Origin of the sequence: Pseudomonas sp. SD17-1 (genome assembly GCF_029201585.1) — a bacterium.
Lineage (GTDB): Bacteria > Pseudomonadota > Gammaproteobacteria > Pseudomonadales > Pseudomonadaceae > Aquipseudomonas > Aquipseudomonas palmensis.
Window position 1 is genome coordinate 1575703 of the sequence record NZ_CP104044.1, and the last position, 17689, is coordinate 1593391.

The following is a 17689-nucleotide window of genomic DNA, read 5'->3' on the forward strand; positions in this document are numbered from 1 at the left end:
ATGCAGGCAGCCCACAGGCTCAGGAATGAGGACAAGAATAAATGCAAGCTGACTTCTGGAATGACAAGCGCCCCGCGGGCGTGCCCTCACATATCGACCTGACTGTCTACAAGTCGGTGCTGGAGGTGTTCGAGCGCTCCTGCAAGCGCTTCGCCGACCGCCCGGCGTTCACCAACCTGGGCGTCACCCTGACCTACGCCGATCTGGATCGCCAGTCCGCGGCCTTTGCCGGCTACCTGCAACAGCACACCGACCTGGTCCCGGGTGATCGCATCGCGGTGCAGATGCCCAACGTGCTGCAGTACCCGATTGCCGTGTTCGGCGCGATGCGTGCCGGGCTGATCGTGGTCAACACCAACCCGCTGTACACCGCGCGCGAGATGCGCCACCAGTTCAAGGACTCCGGCGCCCGTGCCCTGGTGTACCTGAACATGTTCGGCAAGCTGGTGCAGGAGGTGCTGCCCGATACCGGCATCGAGGTGCTGATCGAGGCGAAGATGGGCGACCTGCTGCCGCTGGCCAAGGGCTGGCTGGTGAACACCGTGGTGGCGCGGGTCAAGAAGATGGTGCCGGCGTATCACCTGCCCCAGGCGGTGCCGTTCCGGCAGGTGATGCGCCAGGGCCGTGGCCATGCGCTCAAGCCGGTGCAGGTGACGCTCGATGACGTGGCGGTGCTGCAGTACACCGGCGGCACCACCGGCCTGCCCAAGGGCGCGATGCTCACCCACGGCAACCTGGTGGCCAACATGCTGCAGGTGCTGGCGTGCTTTTCGCAGCTGGGGCCGGACGGGCAGAGAATGATCAAGGAAGGCCAGGAGGTGATGATCGCGCCGCTGCCGCTGTATCACATCTATGCCTTCACCGCGAACTGCATGTGCATGATGGTCACCGGCAATCACAACGTGCTGATCACCAACCCGCGCGACATACCGGGCTTTGTCAAAGAGCTGAAAAAGTGGCGCTTCTCGGCATTGCTGGGCCTGAACACGCTGTTCGTGGCACTGATGGAAAATCCGGATTTCAAGCACCTGGATTTCTCCTCGCTGAAGGTCACCAACTCCGGCGGCACGGCGCTGGTCAAGGCCACTGCCGAGCGCTGGGAGAGCATCACGGGGTGTCGCATCGTCGAAGGCTATGGCCTGACCGAAACCTCGCCGGTAGCCAGCACCAACCCCTACGGCCAGCAGGCGCGCCTGGGTACGGTCGGCATACCGCTGCCCGATACGGCGTACAAGGTGATCGATGATGACGGCAACGAGCTGGCCCTGGGCGAGCGCGGTGAGCTGTGCATCAAGGGGCCGCAGGTGATGAAGGGCTACTGGCAGCGTCCGGACGCCACCGCCGAGGTGCTCGATGCGCAGGGCTGGCTCAAGACCGGCGATATTGCAGTGATCGACCCGGACGGCTTCACGCGCATCGTCGACCGCAAGAAGGACATGATCATCGTGTCGGGCTTCAACGTGTACCCCAACGAGATCGAGGACGTGGTGATGGCGCACCCCAAGGTGGCCAACTGCGCGGCCATCGGAGTGCCGGACGAGCGTTCCGGCGAGGCGGTGAAACTGTTCGTGGTGCCACGCGATGGCGGCGTGAGCGTCGAGGAGCTCAAGGCCTACTGCAAGGCCAACTTCACCGGCTACAAGGTGCCCAAGCAGATCGTGCTGCGTGATTCGCTGCCGATGACCCCGGTGGGCAAGATCCTGCGCCGGGAATTGCGCGATATCGCCTGAAAGCCATTCGCCGGCCAGGCTGGCTCCTACTTTGCCGTGTAGGAGCCGGCCTTGCCGGCGAAGCTTTTGCTGAATAGACCCTTTACTCTAAAAATGACTACTGGGTATTCGTTAGTCATTTATGTGACTTTGCGGCCCACTTTGGCTCTAGGCGCCCTCTGGCAAAGCTGCTACTCTCGGCGCGCTTCTGATGCTTCGGTTTGTAGCAATCCGTCATCACATATCAATAATAATCGCGTCGACTGCGGAGAAGATTTCGCTGTTGCTGGAGGAGTGGGCTTCCATGATCGAACACTTTTGGAAGGATAAGTACCCAGCCGGGGTTGCCTCGCAAATCAATCCTGATGAGTATCCGAACATTCAAGCGGTATTGAAGCAGTCCTGCCAGCGTTTCGCCGACAAGCCGGCGTTCAGCAACCTGGGCAAGACCCTCACCTATGGCGAGCTGTATGAGCTGTCGGGGGCGTTTGCCGCCTACCTGCAGCAGCATACCGACCTGCAGCCCGGTGACCGCATTGCGGTACAACTGCCAAACGTATTGCAATACCCCGTGGCCGTCTTCGGTGCGATGCGCGCCGGGCTCATCGTGGTCAACACCAACCCGCTGTACACCGCGCGGGAGCTGGAACACCAGTTCAACGATTCCGGTGCCAAGGCGCTGGTGTGCCTGGCCAACATGGCCCACCTGGCCGAAAAGGTCGTTCCCAAGACCCAGGTCAAGCACATCATTGTCACCGAAGTGGCCGACCTGCTGCCACCGCTCAAGCGTCTGCTGATCAATAGTGTGATCAAGTACGTGAAAAAGATGGTGCCGGCCTACCACCTGCCCAAGGCCGTCAAGTTCAACGATGCGCTGGCCAAGGGGCAGGGCAAGGCGGTCAACGAAGTCAGCCCCGACAGCGGCGATGTCGCCGTGCTGCAGTACACCGGTGGCACCACGGGTGTGGCCAAGGGTGCGATGCTGACCCACCGCAACCTGGTGGCCAACATGCTGCAATGCCGTGCGCTGATGGGCTCGAACCTGGGCGAGGGCTGCGAGGTGCTGATCACGCCGCTGCCGCTGTACCACATCTATGCCTTCACCTTCCATTGCATGGCGATGATGCTGATCGGCAGCCACAACATCCTGATCAGCAACCCGCGCGACCTGCCGGCGATGGTCAAGGAACTGTCCAAGTGGAAGTTCACCGGCTTCGTCGGCCTGAACACCCTGTTCGTGGCCCTGTGCAACAACGAGACCTTCCGCAAGATGGACTTCTCGGGGCTCAAGCTCACCCTGTCGGGCGGCATGGCCCTGCAGGTGGCGGTGGCCGAGCGCTGGAAGAGCGTCACCGGTTGCTCCATCTGCGAAGGCTACGGCATGACCGAGACCAGCCCGGTGGCGGCGGTCAACCCGGCCGAGCACAACCAGATCGGTACCATCGGCATTCCGCTGCCGTCGACCCTGTGCAAGGTGATCGACGACAATGGCAAGGAGCTGGCGCTGGGCGAGATCGGCGAGCTGTGCATCAAGGGCCCGCAGGTGATGAAGGGCTACTGGCAGCGCGAAGAGGCGACCACCGAGATCCTGGATGCCGACGGCTGGCTCAAGACCGGTGATATCGCGGTGATCCAGACCGATGGCTACATGCGCATCGTCGACCGCAAGAAGGACATGATTCTGGTGTCTGGCTTCAACGTTTACCCGAACGAACTCGAAGACGTGCTGGCGACCCTGCCGGGCGTGTTGCAGTGCGCCGCCATTGGCGTGCCGGACGAGAAATCGGGCGAACTGATCAAGATCTTCATCGTGGCGCGGCCGGGTGTGACCCTGACCAAGGACCAGGTGATGGAGCACATGCGCGCCAATGTCACGGCGTACAAGGTGCCGCGCCTGATCGAGTTCCGCGATGCCTTGCCGACCACCAACGTGGGCAAGATCCTGCGGCGCGAGTTGCGCGATGAAGAGTTGAAGAAGCTGGGCCTCAAGAAGATCGCCTGAGGTTTAACCTTCGGGCCTCATCGCGGGTCAAGCCCGCTCCCACTAGGACAGTAGTGATCCCTGTGGGAGCGGGCTTGACCCGCGATGTTTTCAACGCAGTTTCTCAAGCATCTGGTAGTACCACATCCCCGCCGCCAGCAATGGGTTGCCCAGCACATCGCCCATCGGCACCTTGATGTGGCTGCAGCCGGCAAAGGTATCGAATCGGCTCAATGTGCCGGTGATCGCTTCGGCCATGATCTCGCCCATGATGTGGCTGGTGGCAATGCCATGCCCCGAATACCCCTGGCAGTACCACACGTTGTCCGACAGCTTGCCCAACTGTGGAATGCGGTTGACCACGATGCCCATCGCGCAGCTCCACTGGAACTCGATCGGCACGCCCTTGAGCGCCGGAAAGGTCGCCTCGATGCACGGGCGCAGCTCCCCCGCGATATCCCGCGAATCACGTCCCGAGTAGTTGGCCCCGCCACCGAACAGCAGGCGCCCGTCTGCGGTCATGCGGTAATAGTCGAGCACGAAGCGGCAGTCGTACACCGCCAGGTCCTGCGGGTTTAGCTTGCGGGCCAGCTCGCCCAGTGGGGTGGTGGTCACGATGCCGCCCATGGCCGGGAAGATCTTGCCCTTGAGCTGGGGCTTTTCCAGCTTGTGGTACACGTCGCCGGCCAGCATCACCTGGCGTGCGTTGACCCGGCCCTTGGCCGTGACAACCGCAGGTTTGTCACCATGCACGATCTCCAGCACTTCGGAGTTTTCGAAGATCAGCGCGCCCAGCTGGTGCGCCGCCCGCGCCTCGCCCAGGCACAGGTTGAGCGGGTGCAGGTGCAGGTTGCGCAGGTTCTTCAGCGCGCCCAGGTACAACGGGCTGTCCAGGTGCTGGCGCACCGCCTCGCGGTCGAGCATCTGCACCTGCTCGCCCATGCCGCGCCGCTGGGCTTCGTCGGCGAAGGCCTGCAGTTCGGTCATGTGCGCAGGCTTCATGGCCGCGTGCAGGTGGCCGTGCTTGAGGTCGCAGTCGATGGCGTAGCGTTCGACCCGTTGCTGGATGATGTCGTGGCCGCGAAAGCGCAGTTGCCAGATGAAATCGTCCACGTCATCGCCCAGGCGCTTGCGCATCTGTTTGCGCATGGCCTCGTCACCCGACAGGCTGCCGGTGACCTGGCCGCCGTTGCGCCCGCTGGCGCCCCAGCCGATACGGTTGGTTTCGACGATGGCCACCTTCAGACCGCGCTCGGCCAGTTCCACCGCGCTGGCCACGCCGGTGAAGCCGCCACCGATGATCACCACGTCGACCTCGACCGTGCCCTGCAGGGTCGGGTACTGGGTGGTGTCGTTCAGGCTGGCGGTGTAGTAGGAGGCGCTGCGCTGGGCGGTGCCGTGGTTGAGGGCTGCATTCATGGGTGTGTTCCTTGAAGAATAGGGGGCTCAGGCCTGGGTCAGGTACCAGCGCCAGTCCTGCTCGCCGACCTCGGCCATGAACTGGCGGAACTCGGCGCGCTTGACCGCCAGGTACACCCCGAGGAAGGCCTCGCCGAACGCTTCGCGCGCCCAGCTGGAGCGCTCCAGCGCGGTCAGCGAGGTCAGCCAGTCGGTGGGCAGCAGCGTCTTGGCCTGGGCGTAGCCGTTGCCCTGCACCGGGGCGCCGGGGTCCAGTTGCTGGCGGATGCCATGGTGGATGCTGGCCAGAATGGCTGCGGCTGCCAGGTACGGGTTGGCATCGGCGCCGCAGATGCGGTGTTCGATATGTCGGGTGTTGGCCGGCCCGCCGGGCACGCGCAGGCTCACGGTACGGTTGTCCACACCCCAGGTCGGCGCCAGCGGTGCATAGCTGTTGGCCTGGAAGCGGCGATAGGAGTTGGCGTTGGGGCAGAACAGCAGCAGCGAGTCGAGCAGCATGGCCAACATGCCGCCCACCGACTGGCGCAGCAGGGGCGTGCCGGCCTTGTCTTCGCTGGCGTACAGGTTGTGGCCGGCGGCGTCGGCCAGGCTCACGTGCATGTGCATGCCGGTGCCGGCCAGGTGCTCGAACGGCTTGGCCATGAAGCAGGCCTGCATGCCGTGCTTGTGTGCCACGCCCTTGACCAGGCGCTTGTAGCGCACCGCCTGGTCCATGGCCAGCAAGGCGTCGCCGTGCTCCAGGGTGATCTCCACCTGGCCGGGGGCGTATTCGGAAATCGCGGTACGCGCAGGAATACCCTGGGCCTTGCAGGCGCTGTACAGGTCGGCCAGAAACGGTTCGATCTGCTCCAGCTCGCGCAGGCCGTATACCTGGGTAGCGCGGGGGCGGCCGCCGTCGGTATCCAGTGCCGGTTGCGGGTGGCCCAGGTGATCGCGCTTCTGGTCGAGCAGGTAGAACTCCAGCTCGCAGGCCATTACCGGCTCATAGCCATCGGCCTTGAGCGCGTCGACCACCTTGGCCAGTAGTTGGCGTGGGTCGGCGACGGTGGCCGGCAGGCCTTCGCTGGGGTGCATGCTCACCTGCACTGCCGCCGTGGGGATCTGCCGCCACGGCATGCGCACCAGGCTGCCGGCCAGCGGGTATGCGCGGCAGTCGATATCGCCCACGTCCCACACCAGCCCCGAGTTCTCCACATCGTCGCCGTTGAGGGTCAGGCCGAGGATGGTACTGGGCAGCGGCCGCCCGCTTTCATACACGGCCAGCAACTCCTCGCGGTGCAGCAGCTTGCCGCGGGGCACGCCGTTGGCGTCGAGGATGAACAACTCGATCATGTCGATATCGGGGTTGGCGGCCAGGAAATCCTCGGCCTCGGAAACAGGGGCAAACTGCATGGTGCACTCGCTTACGCCGTGGCGGCGTACAGGATCGCGCGCCAGTGGGCACGTCGATCGGTCGACAGGGTGGCCGCAACCGGGCCAGCGGTATCAGTGGGGTGCGAGGGCGGTATCTGGTGGGCGGGCATGGCGGCAATGCCACAAGGCCCAGAACGCGAGGATGCTATTGAACAGCGGATTTTCACCGGGGCGCGCCCGCACCTTCGGGAACGAAGGGCGCATCAGGGGGCGGGGCGTACACGCTGGCAAAGTCATGCACGGATACTCCCACGCGTGGGAAGGTTCATTAAATCGGCCTTTGTATACCTTCAGTTAATCAATGGCTAAACAATGGCCCTGCATGGCGAACCGTGCCGTGGCAGGGCAAATCTGCGACAATCCCCGACCAAACTACGCCGATCATGTGAAAGCAGGCTCACCTGCATTATTAAAAAGACGTCATGACTGACCAGAACGCCGCCATCGAGCAACTGCTGAAAAACCTTGACCACGCCATGATCGCCGAGCGCCATCGCCTGCGTCGGCAACTGCATGACCTGCGCAAGCGCCCCGACGAGGCCAAGCTGGCCCAGTGGGCCGCCCGGGTACAGGCCTCCTGCGACCAGGTCGCTGCGCGCAAGGCCAGCGTGCCGCGCATCCACTACGACGACAGCCTGCCGATCGCGGCCAAGCGTGACGAAATCAAGAAGGTGCTGGCCGCCCACCAGGTGCTGATCATCGCGGGCGAAACCGGCTCGGGCAAGACCACCCAGTTGCCCAAGATCTGCCTGGAACTGGGCCGCGGCCAGCATGGCCAGATCGCCCACACCCAGCCGCGCCGGATTGCCGCGCGTAGCGTGGCCACCCGCGTGGCCGAAGAGCTGGGTACGCCGCTGGGCGCGCTGGTCGGCTACCAGGTGCGCTTCGAAGACCAGAGCGATGCCAACACCCTGGTCAAGCTGATGACCGACGGTATCCTGCTGGCCGAAACCCAGCACGACCGCTTTCTGGAACGCTATGACACGATCATCGTCGACGAAGCCCACGAACGCAGCCTGAACATCGACTTCCTGCTCGGCTACCTCAAGACCCTGCTGCCTCGGCGCCCCGACCTCAAGGTCATCATCACCTCCGCGACCATCGACCTGGAGCGCTTTTCCAAGCACTTCAACGATGCGCCGATCATCGAGGTGTCCGGGCGTACCTACCCGGTCGAGACCTGGTACCGGCCGCTGACCAGCGAGCAGGACGAGGAGGGCAACCGCGTCGAGGACGATCTGACCGTCGACCAGGCGATCCTGGCCACCCTCGACGAGATTGCCGCCCATGAGCGCAGCATCGGCAAGGGCCCGGGCGACGTGCTGGTGTTCCTGCCCGGCGAGCGCGAAATTCGCGATGCCGCCGAGATGCTGCGCAAGGCACAGCTACGCCACACCGAAATCCTGCCGCTGTATGCACGGCTGTCGCCGGCCGAGCAGCAGAAGATCTTCCAGTCCCATCCGGGGCGGCGCGTGGTGCTGGCCACCAACGTTGCGGAAACCTCGCTGACCGTACCGGGCATCCGCTACGTGATCGACAGCGGCACGGCGCGCATCAGCCGCTACAGCTACCGTGCCAAGGTGCAGCGCCTGCCCATCGAGGCGGTGTCCCAGGCCAGTGCCAACCAGCGCAAGGGTCGTTGCGGGCGGGTCGAACCGGGCATCTGCGTGCGCCTGTACAGCGAGGACGACTTCAATGGTCGGCCCGCCTTTACCGACCCCGAGATCCTGCGCACCAACCTGGCTGCGGTGATCCTGCAGATGCTGCACCTGCGCCTGGGCGAGATCGACGCCTTCCCGTTCATCGAGCCGCCGGATGGCAAGGCCATCAGCGACGGCTTCAACCTGCTGCAGGAACTCTCGGCAGTCAATCGCGAGAACCAGCTGACCCCGCTGGGCCGCCAGCTGGCGCGCCTGCCGGTGGACCCGCGTCTGGGCCGCATGCTGCTCGAAGGCGCCAAGCAGGGCAGCCTGCAGGAACTGCTGATCGTGGCCAGTGCACTGTCGGTGCAGGACCCCCGCGAGCGTCCACCCGAGCGCCAGCAGGCTGCCGACCAGGCCCATGCGCAGTGGAAGGACAGCGACTCGGATTTCGCCGCGCTGGTCAACCTGTGGCGCGGCTTCGAAGAACAGCGCCAGGCCCTGACGGCCAGCCCGCTGCGCAACTGGTGCCGCAAGAATTTCCTGAATTACCTGCGTCTGCGCGAATGGCGCGATGCACACCGGCAACTGAGCCTGATCTGCCGCGACCTGCAGTTGAGCATCAACAAGGAGCCGGCCGACTACCCGCGCCTGCACAAGGCGATTCTGTCCGGGCTGCTCAGCCAGATCGGCCAGAAGACCGAGGACGGCGACTACCTGGGCGCGCGCCAGCGGCGCTTCTGGGTACACCCGTCCTCGGGCCTGGGCAAGAAACGCCCGCAATGGCTGATGACCGCCGAACTGGTCGAGACCACCAAGCTGTATGCGCGCATGGTGGCCAAGATCGAGCCGGACTGGATCGAGCCGCTGGCCGGGCACCTGATCAAGAAGAACCACTTCGAACCGCACTGGGAGAAGAAGCGCGGCCAGGTGGTGGCCTTCGAGCAGGTCACGCTGTACGGCATGATCGTGGTCGGCCGGCGCCCGGTGCACTACGGGCCGATCGACCCGCAGGCCTCACGCGAGCTGTTTATCCGTCAGGCCCTGGTGGGCGGTGAGATCCAGTCGCGGGCCAAGTGCCTGGCAGCCAACACGCGCCTGCTCGAGCAGCTCGACGAGCTGGAGGCCAAGGCCCGCCGGCGCGACATCCTGGCTGATGAAGAGACCCTGTACGCCTACTACGAGGCGCGCCTGCCGGCCGAGATCCACCAGACCGCGACCTTCGACAGCTGGTACCGCGTCACCAGCCAGAAAGACCCGCAGTTGCTGATCATGCGCGAAGAGGACGTGCTGGCCCGCGAGGCCAGTGAAGTCACCGCCACGCAGTACCCCGATACCCTGCGCATCGGCGACCTGAGCCTGGCGCTGAGCTATCACTTCGAGCCCAACCACCCCCGCGACGGCGTTACCGTGAGGGTGCCGGCGCCGCTGCTGCCCAGCCTGCCGGGCGAGCGCCTGGAATGGCTGGTGCCGGGGTTGCTGGAAGCCAAGTGCATTGCGCTGGTACGCAACCTGCCCAAGGCCTTGCGCAAGAACTTCGTGCCGGTGCCCGACTTCGTCAAGGCCGCCTTGCAGCGCATGACCTTCGCCGACGGCTCGCTGCCCCAGGCGCTGGGCCGCGAACTGCTGCGCATGACCGGTGCGCGGGTCAGCGACGAGGCCTGGGCCGAGGCGGCTGCGCAGGTGGAAGGCCATTTGCGCATGAACATCGAAGTGGTCGATGCCCAGGGCAAGTTCCTGGGTGAAGGCCGCGACCTGACCGAGCTGACGGCGCGCTTCGTTGCTGCCAGCCAGGCCGCGCTGGCCGTGCCGCAATCGGCCAAGGCCCAGCAGCCGGTGCAAGCCAAGGTGTTTGCCGAGGTGGCCCAGACCGCCCAGCAGAAGATCGCCGGGCTGTCGATGACGGTGTACCCGGCGCTGGTGGAAGAGGGCGGTACGGTCAAGGAAGGGCGCTTCTCGACCCAGGCCGAAGCCGAGTTCCAGCACCGCCGAGCCTTGCAGCGGCTGCTGCTGCAGCAACTGGCCGAGCCGGCGAAGTTCCTGCGCGGCAAGCTGCCGGGGCTGACCGAACTGGGCCTGCTGTACCGCGAGCTGGGGCGTGTCGATGCGCTGGTCGAGGACATCCTGCTGGCCAGCCTGGACACCTGCATCCTCGACGGCGAGAGCAGCCTGCCGCGCGACGGTGCCGGGCTTGCTTCGCTGGCCGAACGCAAGCGCGGCCACTGGGCCGATCACGCCGAGCGCCTGGCCCGCCTGACCCTCGAGATACTCAAGCTCTGGCACGGTCTGCAGAAGCGCTTCAAGGGCAAGATCGACTTGGCCCAGGCCGTGGCGCTCAACGACATCAAGCAGCAACTGGCCAACCTGGTGTACCCGGGTTTTGTGCGGGAAACCCCGGGCATCTGGCTCAAGGAACTGCCGCGCTACCTCAAGGCGGTGGAGCTGCGTCTGGAAAAACTCGGTTCGCAGGTGCAGAAAGACCGCGTGTGGAGCGGCGAGCTGAGCGGTCTGTGGGCACAGTACAAGGCGCGTGCCGACAAGCATGCCCAGGAGGGCAAGCGCGACGAGCAACTGGTGCTGTACCGCTGGTGGATCGAGGAATACCGCGTGTCGCTATTTGCCCAACAGTTGGGTACCAAGGTACCGATTTCCGACAAGCGCCTGGCCAAGCAATGGAGTCTGGTGGAAGCCTAATCCCCGGAACTTGTGGCACACTTGGCGAACTTCGCTACCGTGTCAGGTACCTGCCACGGTAGCTACAGAATGCAGCACAGCGTACTGCCCCGCTTGCCGGGTGCATTGCCTGTATTAATTGGTACTTTCGTGCCATTTGACCGACAGAACAGGCCGTTGCCCGGCAGGCAGCGGCCCCGAACAGAGGAACGACCGTGCATAACGTCGTCATCAGCGGCACCGGCCTGTACACCCCGGCCAACAGCATTTCCAACGAAGAGCTGGTCGAGTCTTTCAACACCTATGTGCAGCAGTTCAATGCCGACAATGCCGCTGCCATCGAACGGGGCGAAGTGCAGGCACTGGCCGAGTCGAGCGCTGCGTTCATCGAGAAGGCCTCGGGCATCAAGAGCCGCTTCGTGATGGACAAGGCCGGCATCCTCGATCCGCAGCGCATGAAGCCGCGCCTGCCGGAGCGCAGCAACGACGAGCCGTCGATCCTCTGCCAGATGGGCGTGGCCGCCGCCGAGCAGGCCCTGGCGCGTGCCGGGCGCACCGCAGCCGATGTCGACGCGGTCATCGTCGCCTGCTCCAACCTGCAGCGCCCTTACCCGGCCATCGCCATCGAAGTGCAGCAGGCTTTGGGCATCGCCGGTTTCGGTTTCGACATGAACGTGGCGTGTTCGTCGGCGACCTTCGGCATTCAGGTCGCCTGCAACAGCGTGCAACTGGGTCAGGCCCGTTCGGTGCTGGTGATCAGCCCCGAGATCTGCACCGGCCACCTGAACTTCCGTGACCGTGACAGCCACTTCATCTTCGGCGACGCCGCCACGGCGGTGCTGGTCGAACGTGCTGACCTCGCTACCTCGGCGCACCAGTTCGATATCGTCAGCACCAAGCTGCTGACCCAGTTCTCCAACAACATCCGCAACAACTTCGGCTTCCTCAACCGCGCGGCGGAAGAGGGTATCGGTGCGCCGGACAAGCTGTTCGTGCAGGAAGGCCGCAAGGTGTTCCGCGAGGTGTGCCCGATGGTGGCCGAGCTGATCGGCCAGCACCTGAGCGAAAACAACCTCAACGTCAGTGACGTCAAGCGCTTCTGGCTGCACCAGGCCAACCTGAGCATGAACCACCTGATCGTCAAGAAGCTGCTGGGCCGCGACGCGCTGGTCGAGGAGGCCCCGGTGATTCTCGATACCTACGCCAACACCAGTTCGGCCGGCTCGGTGATCGCGCTGCACAAGCACCAGGACGACCTGCCCAAGGGTGCCCTCGGGGTGCTCAGTTCGTTCGGTGCCGGCTACTCGATCGGCAGCGTGATCCTGCGCAAACGTTGATCGCCCACGCCAGTGACGGCTGACGAACAGCGCTTGCTCGACCGCCTGCTGGCGGGAGAGCAGCGCGCGTTCGCCGAACTGGTTCAGACCTGCCAGGGCGCCATGCGCGCGGTGGCCTATGCCATCGTCGGCGAACGTGGCGCCGACGAGGTGGTGCAGGATGCCTGGCTGGCGGCGGTACGCGGTCTGGCGGGCTTCCAGCGCCGCTCCAGCCTCAAGACCTGGCTGCTGACCATCACCGCCAATACGGCCAAGACCCGTTACCGGCAAAACCGCCGCGAGGTGCTGCTCGACGACCTGCCGGCCCCCCATGGCAGCATCGACGACGCGCGTTTTGCCAGCGACGGTCACTGGCTGCTGGCGCCTTCGGCATGGCACGAAGACAGCCCCGAGGCCCTGCTCAGCCAGGAGCAGTTGCGCGAATGCCTGGAGCACACCCTGCTCAGCCTGTCGCAACTGCAGAGCAGTGTGCTGTTGTTGCGTGAGCGCCAGGGCCTCGAACTGGTGGAGATCTGTAATCTGCTCGACCTGTCGCTCTCCAATGTGCGTGTGCTGCTGCACCGTGCACGCCTCAAGGTCTTCGCGACCCTGGAACATTTCGAGGACACCGGCCAATGCTGACCTGCAAGCAACTGGTCGCCTGCTCCAGTGATTACCTGGACGGGCAACTGACCCTGGGCGAGCGCCTGATGACGCGCCAGCACCTGCTGTTCTGTCGCAATTGTCGTCGCTTCATCAAGCAGTTGCGCCTGGCCCAGGCAACCCTCAAGGCGCTGCCGCCGGCGCCTGTGGAGGGGGCCGATGCCCTTGCGGCGCGGCTGGCCGCCGAGCGCCGGGCAACGCGCTGAAACCCCGCAACCAGCCCTGCAACGGGGCTGATTGTCTTATTCACATTCGAAGTAAAAAGTTCCCCTGTCACTAAATATTTATCTAACAGCCACTGATCTGAAATAACCCCCCGCCAAGATTCGTCCCCAGCACAAGTGGCCTGAGCCGCGTGTTTTTTCAACGTAATCAAGACCATAAACGTTATGAACGTAGGGGAGTTCCTTCGATGATCCGTAAGCACTTCGCAGGTTTCGCAGCCAGCGCCTTGGCAATGGCCGTTACCGCCCAGGCTTTCGCGGGCACCGTGACTACTGACGGCGCCGATATCGTAGTCAAGACCAAGGGTGGCCTGGAGGTCGCTACCGCTGACAAGGAATTCAGCTTCAAGCTGGGTGGCCGGGTCCAGGCCGACTACAGCCGCTTCGACGGTTTCTACACCAAGAACGGCAATACCGCCGATGCGGGCTACTTCCGCCGTGCCTACCTGGAACTGGGCGGTGTGATGTACACCGACTGGGCCTACCAGATCGCCTACGACTTCTCGCATAACTCCGGTGGCGACAACCGTTCCGAAGACGGTTACTTCGACGAAGCGTCGCTGGCCTACAACGGCTTCAAGCCGGTATCGATCAAGGTCGGTCGCTTCGACCCCGAGTTCGGCCTGGAAAAAGCCACCAGCTCCAAGTGGGTGACTGCCCAGGAGCGAACCGCTGCCTACGACCTGGTGGACTGGACCAACTCGCACAACGGCGGCTTCGGTATCCAGGCATCGGGTAACGCCGGTGACTCGCTGTACGGTTCGGCCGGCCTGTTCGCCAAGGACGCCACCAACCAGGACAAGGACGGCGACAGCTCCAAGCAGTTCAACCTGCGCGGTGTGTTCGCACCGATGCACGAGGCCGGCAACGTACTGCACGTTGGCCTGAACTACGCCCAGCGCGACCTTTCCGACACCGCGTTCGACGGCCGTATCCGCAGCCGCCTGGGCATGCGTGGGGTGAGCACCGACGGTGGCCAGGACGCCGGCAACAACGGCAACCGCCTGGTGCTGGGCGGCAACGCCACCACCCCGGCCGGTGCCTACGACACCGACAAGGCCTGGGGCCTGGAAGCCGCCTACGCGCTGGGCCCGTTCTCGGTGCAGGGCGAGTACATCAAGCGTGATGTTCAGGCAGACGACTCGGCCTTCTCCGACATCAAGGCCAAGGGTTACTACGGCCAGGTGGCCTACACCATCACCGGTGAAGCGCGTGGCTACAAACTCGGCAAGTTCGACAGCATCAAGCCTTCCAACAAGCAGATTGGTGCGTGGGAAGTGTTCTACCGCTACGACCACCTGAGCGTCGACGACAACAACGGCGCATTTGCCGACATCGGTGACGTGGAAGCCAAAGTGCACAACCTGGGTGTGAACTGGTACGCCAACGAGTCGATCAAGCTCAGCGGCGTGTACGTCAAGGCCAAGACCGACAACGCGCAGAACGCTGCCGGCGACGACAGCGGCGACGGTTTCGTGATGCGCGCGCAGTACGTGTTCTAAGCGTTACCCCTGCAACACACTCCTTCATCCGTTAGATCTTCGCCCCGCACCTGCGGGGCTTTTTTTTGCTCGCACGAGGGGGCAGACTGCGCGCATGCCCATCTCAATTCTGCCGCACCTTGCCGATATCGACGCCGCCACCTGGGATGCCCTGGTGCCGGATGCCCAGCCGTTCCTGCGCCATGCCTTCCTGCGCAGCCTGGAAGACAGCGCCAGCGTCACCCCACGCACCGGCTGGGCGCCGGCCCACCAGGTCCTGACGGACACTCAGGGCCAGGTGCGGGCGGCCATGCCGGCCTACGTGAAGACCCATTCGTTCGGCGAGTACGTGTTCGATCACGGCTGGGCCGACGCCTGCGACCGCGCCGGTATCGACTATTACCCCAAGCTGCTGTGCGCGGTGCCGTTTTCACCGGTCAGCGGCGCGCGCCTGCTGGGTGACGCGCAGGCGGCGGGTGAGCTGATCGACGGCGTCAGTGATGCTTTGCTCGAACAGGGGCTGTCGGGCCTGCACGTGAACTTCACCGACCCGGCCAGCGACGAAGTATTGCGTGGGCGTGCGGGCTGGATGGAGCGCCTGGGGTGTCAGTTTCACTGGCGCAACCAGGGTTATCGGGACTTCCAGGATTTTCTCGACAGCCTCAGTTCGCGCAAGCGCAAGCAGATGCGCAAGGAACGCGAGCAGGTGTCGGGGCAGGGTATCGAGTTTCAGTGGTACCACGGCCATGAGCTGAGTGAGGCGCAGTGGGATTTCGTGTACGCATGCTATGCCAACACCTACGCCGTGCGCCGCCGTGCCCCGTACCTTACCCGGGCGTTTTTCAGCCTGCTGGCCGAACGCATGCCCGCGTCGATCCGCGTGGTGATGGCGCATCAGGGCGGGCGGGCGGTGGCGATGGCGTTCAGCCTGGTGGGCGGTGACAGCCTGTATGGGCGCTATTGGGGCTGCCTGGCGGAGTTCGACCGGTTGCATTTCGAGACGTGCTTCTATCAGGGCATGGACGTTGCCATTGCCGAAGGGTTGCAGCGTTTTGATGCCGGGGCGCAGGGCGAGCACAAGCTGATTCGCGGATTCGAACCGGTGATCACGCGGTCCTGGCATTACCTGCTGCATCCGGGGTTGAAGGCGGCCGTGCAGGACTTTCTGGCGCAGGAGCGGGTGGGGGTGCTGGGGTATGCCGAGGAGGCGCGTACGGCGCTGCCCTTCAGGCAAGTCTGAACGCCAAGCCCGCTCTCGCAGGCGCAGTGAAATCCCTGTGCGAGCGGGCTTGACCCGCGATACCGTCGCCGCGGTGTTCAATCGACCCCGACAAACCCACCCGTCTGGTGATGCCACAACCGTGCGTACAGCCCCTGGTGCGCCAGCAGTTCGGCATGGGTGCCCATCTCGGCAATCCGCCCCTGCTCCAGCACCACCAGCCGGTCCATCCGCGCGATGGTCGACAGGCGGTGCGCAATGGCGATCACCGTCTTGCCCTGCATCAGGGTCTCCAGGCTCTCCTGGATGGCTGCCTCCACTTCCGAATCCAGCGCCGAAGTAGCTTCGTCCATGATCAGGATCGGCGCATTCTTGAGCAGCACCCGCGCAATCGCGATGCGCTGGCGCTGGCCGCCGGACAGTTTCACGCCACGCTCGCCCACATGCGCATCGAAACCGGTGCGCCCCTGGGCATCGGACAGCTGAGGGATGAACTCATCGGCCCGCGCCCGGCGCACCGCCTCCCACAACTCCTCTTCTGTCGCATCCGGCCGGCCATACAGCAGGTTGTCGCGAATCGAGCGGTGCAGCAGCGAGGTGTCCTGGGTGATCATGCCGATCTGTGCGCGCAGGCTGGCCTGGCTCACCTGGGCAATGTCCTGGCCGTCGATCAGGATACGGCCACTTTCCAGGTCGTACAGGCGCAGCAGCAGGTTGACCAGGGTGGACTTGCCGGCGCCCGAGGGGCCGATCAGGCCAATCTTCTCGCCGGGGCGAATGTCCAGGGTCAGGTTGCTGATGATCCGGCTGCCCTGACCGTAATGAAAGTCGACGTTGTCGAAGCGCACCGCGCCGCGATCGACCTTGAGCGCCGGAGCATCTGGCGGATCGGTGACGGTGACCGGCTGGGCGATGGTCTTGAGGCCATCCTGCACCATGCCGATGTTCTCGAAGATGCCGTTGACCACCCACATGATCCAGCCCGACATGTTGACGATGCGGATCACCAGGCCGGTGGCCAGGGCGATGGCGCCCACGGTGATCAGCGACTGGCTCCACAGCCACAGCGCCAGGCCGGTGGTGGTGACGATCAGCAGCCCGTTGAGGCTGGTGATGACCACATCCATGCTGGTGATCACCCGCGAGGCCAGCTGGGTCTTTTCGGTCTGCTCGCGAATCGCTTCGCGGGCGTACTGGCGCTCGAAGTCGGTGTGGGCGAACAGCTTGAGGGTGGCGATGTTGGTGTAGCCATCGACAATACGGCCCATCAGCTTGGAGCGCGCATCCGATGACACCACCGAGCGTTCCTTGACCCTGGGCACGAAATAGCACAGTGCGCCGATGTAGGCGAAGATCCAAACGGTCAGGGGCAGCATCAGGCGCCAGTCGGCCTCGGCGAACAGTACCAGCGAGCTGATCGCGTAGATCAGCACGTGCCACAGGGCGTCCACCGCCTGCACGGCCGAATCGCGCAGCGAGTTGCCGGTCTGCATGATGCGCTGGGCGATGCGCCCGGCAAAATCGCTCTGGAAGAAATTGAGGCTCTGCTTGAGCACATGGGTGTGGTTCTGCCAGCGGATCATGCTGGTCATGCCCGGGCTGATGGTCTGGTGCACCAGCAGGTCGTGCAGGCCGAAGAACAGCGGGCGCAGCAGCAGCGTGACCACCACCATCCAGATCAGCTCGCTGGCGTGATCGCTGAAGAAATCGGGGTTTGGCGCGCCCTGGGCCAGGTCGATGATACGGCTCAGGTAACTGAACAGCGCCACTTCGATGAGCGAAGCCACCAGCCCCACCACCAGCAGTGCGGCAAAGCTGGGCCACACCTGGCGCAGGTAGTAGAAATAGAACGGCAGGACCTTGCCCGGCGGCGATGCGGTCGGTGCTTCGCGAAAGATATCGATCAGCTTTTCGAAATAGCGATACAACCTCAAAACTCTAACTCCTGTCT

At 64.2% G+C, this 17689-nt stretch carries 11 protein-coding genes; 8 read left to right on the forward strand and 3 right to left on the reverse strand.

The features are described 5' to 3' along the window. The first annotated feature begins 41 nt into the window (after positions 1-41). Together fadD2 and fadD1 are read left to right on the forward strand one after the other, a co-directional pair. Positions 42-1730 (forward strand): long-chain-fatty-acid--CoA ligase FadD2, encoded by a 1689-nt coding sequence (fadD2, locus tag N0B28_RS07215; protein ID WP_058541533.1) that lies wholly within the window; start codon positions 42-44, stop codon positions 1728-1730. Between the two features lie 283 nt (positions 1731-2013). Continuing rightward, positions 2014-3711: a long-chain-fatty-acid--CoA ligase FadD1 gene (fadD1, locus tag N0B28_RS07220; protein ID WP_043864162.1), complete on the forward strand. Its 1698-nt coding sequence runs from the start codon at positions 2014-2016 to the stop codon at positions 3709-3711. A gap of 90 nt (positions 3712-3801) precedes the next feature. Here fadD1 and N0B28_RS07225 read toward each other — a convergent pair whose 3' ends face one another. Beyond that, on the reverse strand, positions 3802-5109 hold the full coding sequence (locus N0B28_RS07225) for an FAD-binding oxidoreductase (protein ID WP_054914947.1): 1308 nt from the start codon (positions 5107-5109) through the stop codon (positions 3802-3804). A 27-nt stretch (positions 5110-5136) separates the two neighbouring features. Beyond that, a complete protein-coding gene (locus N0B28_RS07230; RefSeq protein ID WP_275731225.1) occupies positions 5137-6501 on the reverse strand; it encodes a glutamine synthetase family protein in 1365 nt (454 codons plus the stop codon). Positions 6502-6944: 443 nt separating this feature from the next. On the opposite strand from N0B28_RS07230, the gene hrpA reads away from it, so the two are divergent. From hrpA to N0B28_RS07260, 6 genes are all read left to right on the forward strand, one after another. Next, positions 6945-10856, forward strand: a complete 3912-nt coding sequence (gene hrpA / locus N0B28_RS07235; RefSeq protein ID WP_275731228.1) for an ATP-dependent RNA helicase HrpA — start codon at positions 6945-6947, stop codon at positions 10854-10856. Between the two features lie 194 nt (positions 10857-11050). After that, positions 11051-12172: a beta-ketoacyl-ACP synthase III gene (locus tag N0B28_RS07240; RefSeq protein ID WP_043864158.1), complete on the forward strand. Its 1122-nt coding sequence runs from the start codon at positions 11051-11053 to the stop codon at positions 12170-12172. Positions 12173-12184: 12 nt separating this feature from the next. Beyond that, positions 12185-12793: a sigma-70 family RNA polymerase sigma factor gene (locus tag N0B28_RS07245; protein WP_043864157.1), complete on the forward strand. Its 609-nt coding sequence runs from the start codon at positions 12185-12187 to the stop codon at positions 12791-12793. Beyond that, positions 12787-13020, forward strand: a complete 234-nt coding sequence (locus N0B28_RS07250) for a zf-HC2 domain-containing protein (RefSeq protein ID WP_043864156.1) — start codon at positions 12787-12789, stop codon at positions 13018-13020. Before N0B28_RS07245 ends, N0B28_RS07250 begins: the two co-directional genes overlap by 7 nt. A 206-nt stretch (positions 13021-13226) precedes the next feature. Further along, a complete protein-coding gene (locus N0B28_RS07255) occupies positions 13227-14540 on the forward strand; it encodes an OprO/OprP family phosphate-selective porin (RefSeq protein WP_100634645.1) in 1314 nt (437 codons plus the stop codon). A 94-nt stretch (positions 14541-14634) separates the two neighbouring features. Further along, on the forward strand, positions 14635-15759 hold the full coding sequence (locus tag N0B28_RS07260) for a GNAT family N-acetyltransferase (protein ID WP_275731234.1): 1125 nt from the start codon (positions 14635-14637) through the stop codon (positions 15757-15759). Between the two features lie 77 nt (positions 15760-15836). On the opposite strand, the gene N0B28_RS07265 is transcribed toward N0B28_RS07260, so the two are convergent. Then, a complete protein-coding gene (locus tag N0B28_RS07265) occupies positions 15837-17666 on the reverse strand; it encodes an ABC transporter ATP-binding protein (protein ID WP_058541540.1) in 1830 nt (609 codons plus the stop codon). Positions 17667-17689: the final 23 nt, after the last annotated feature.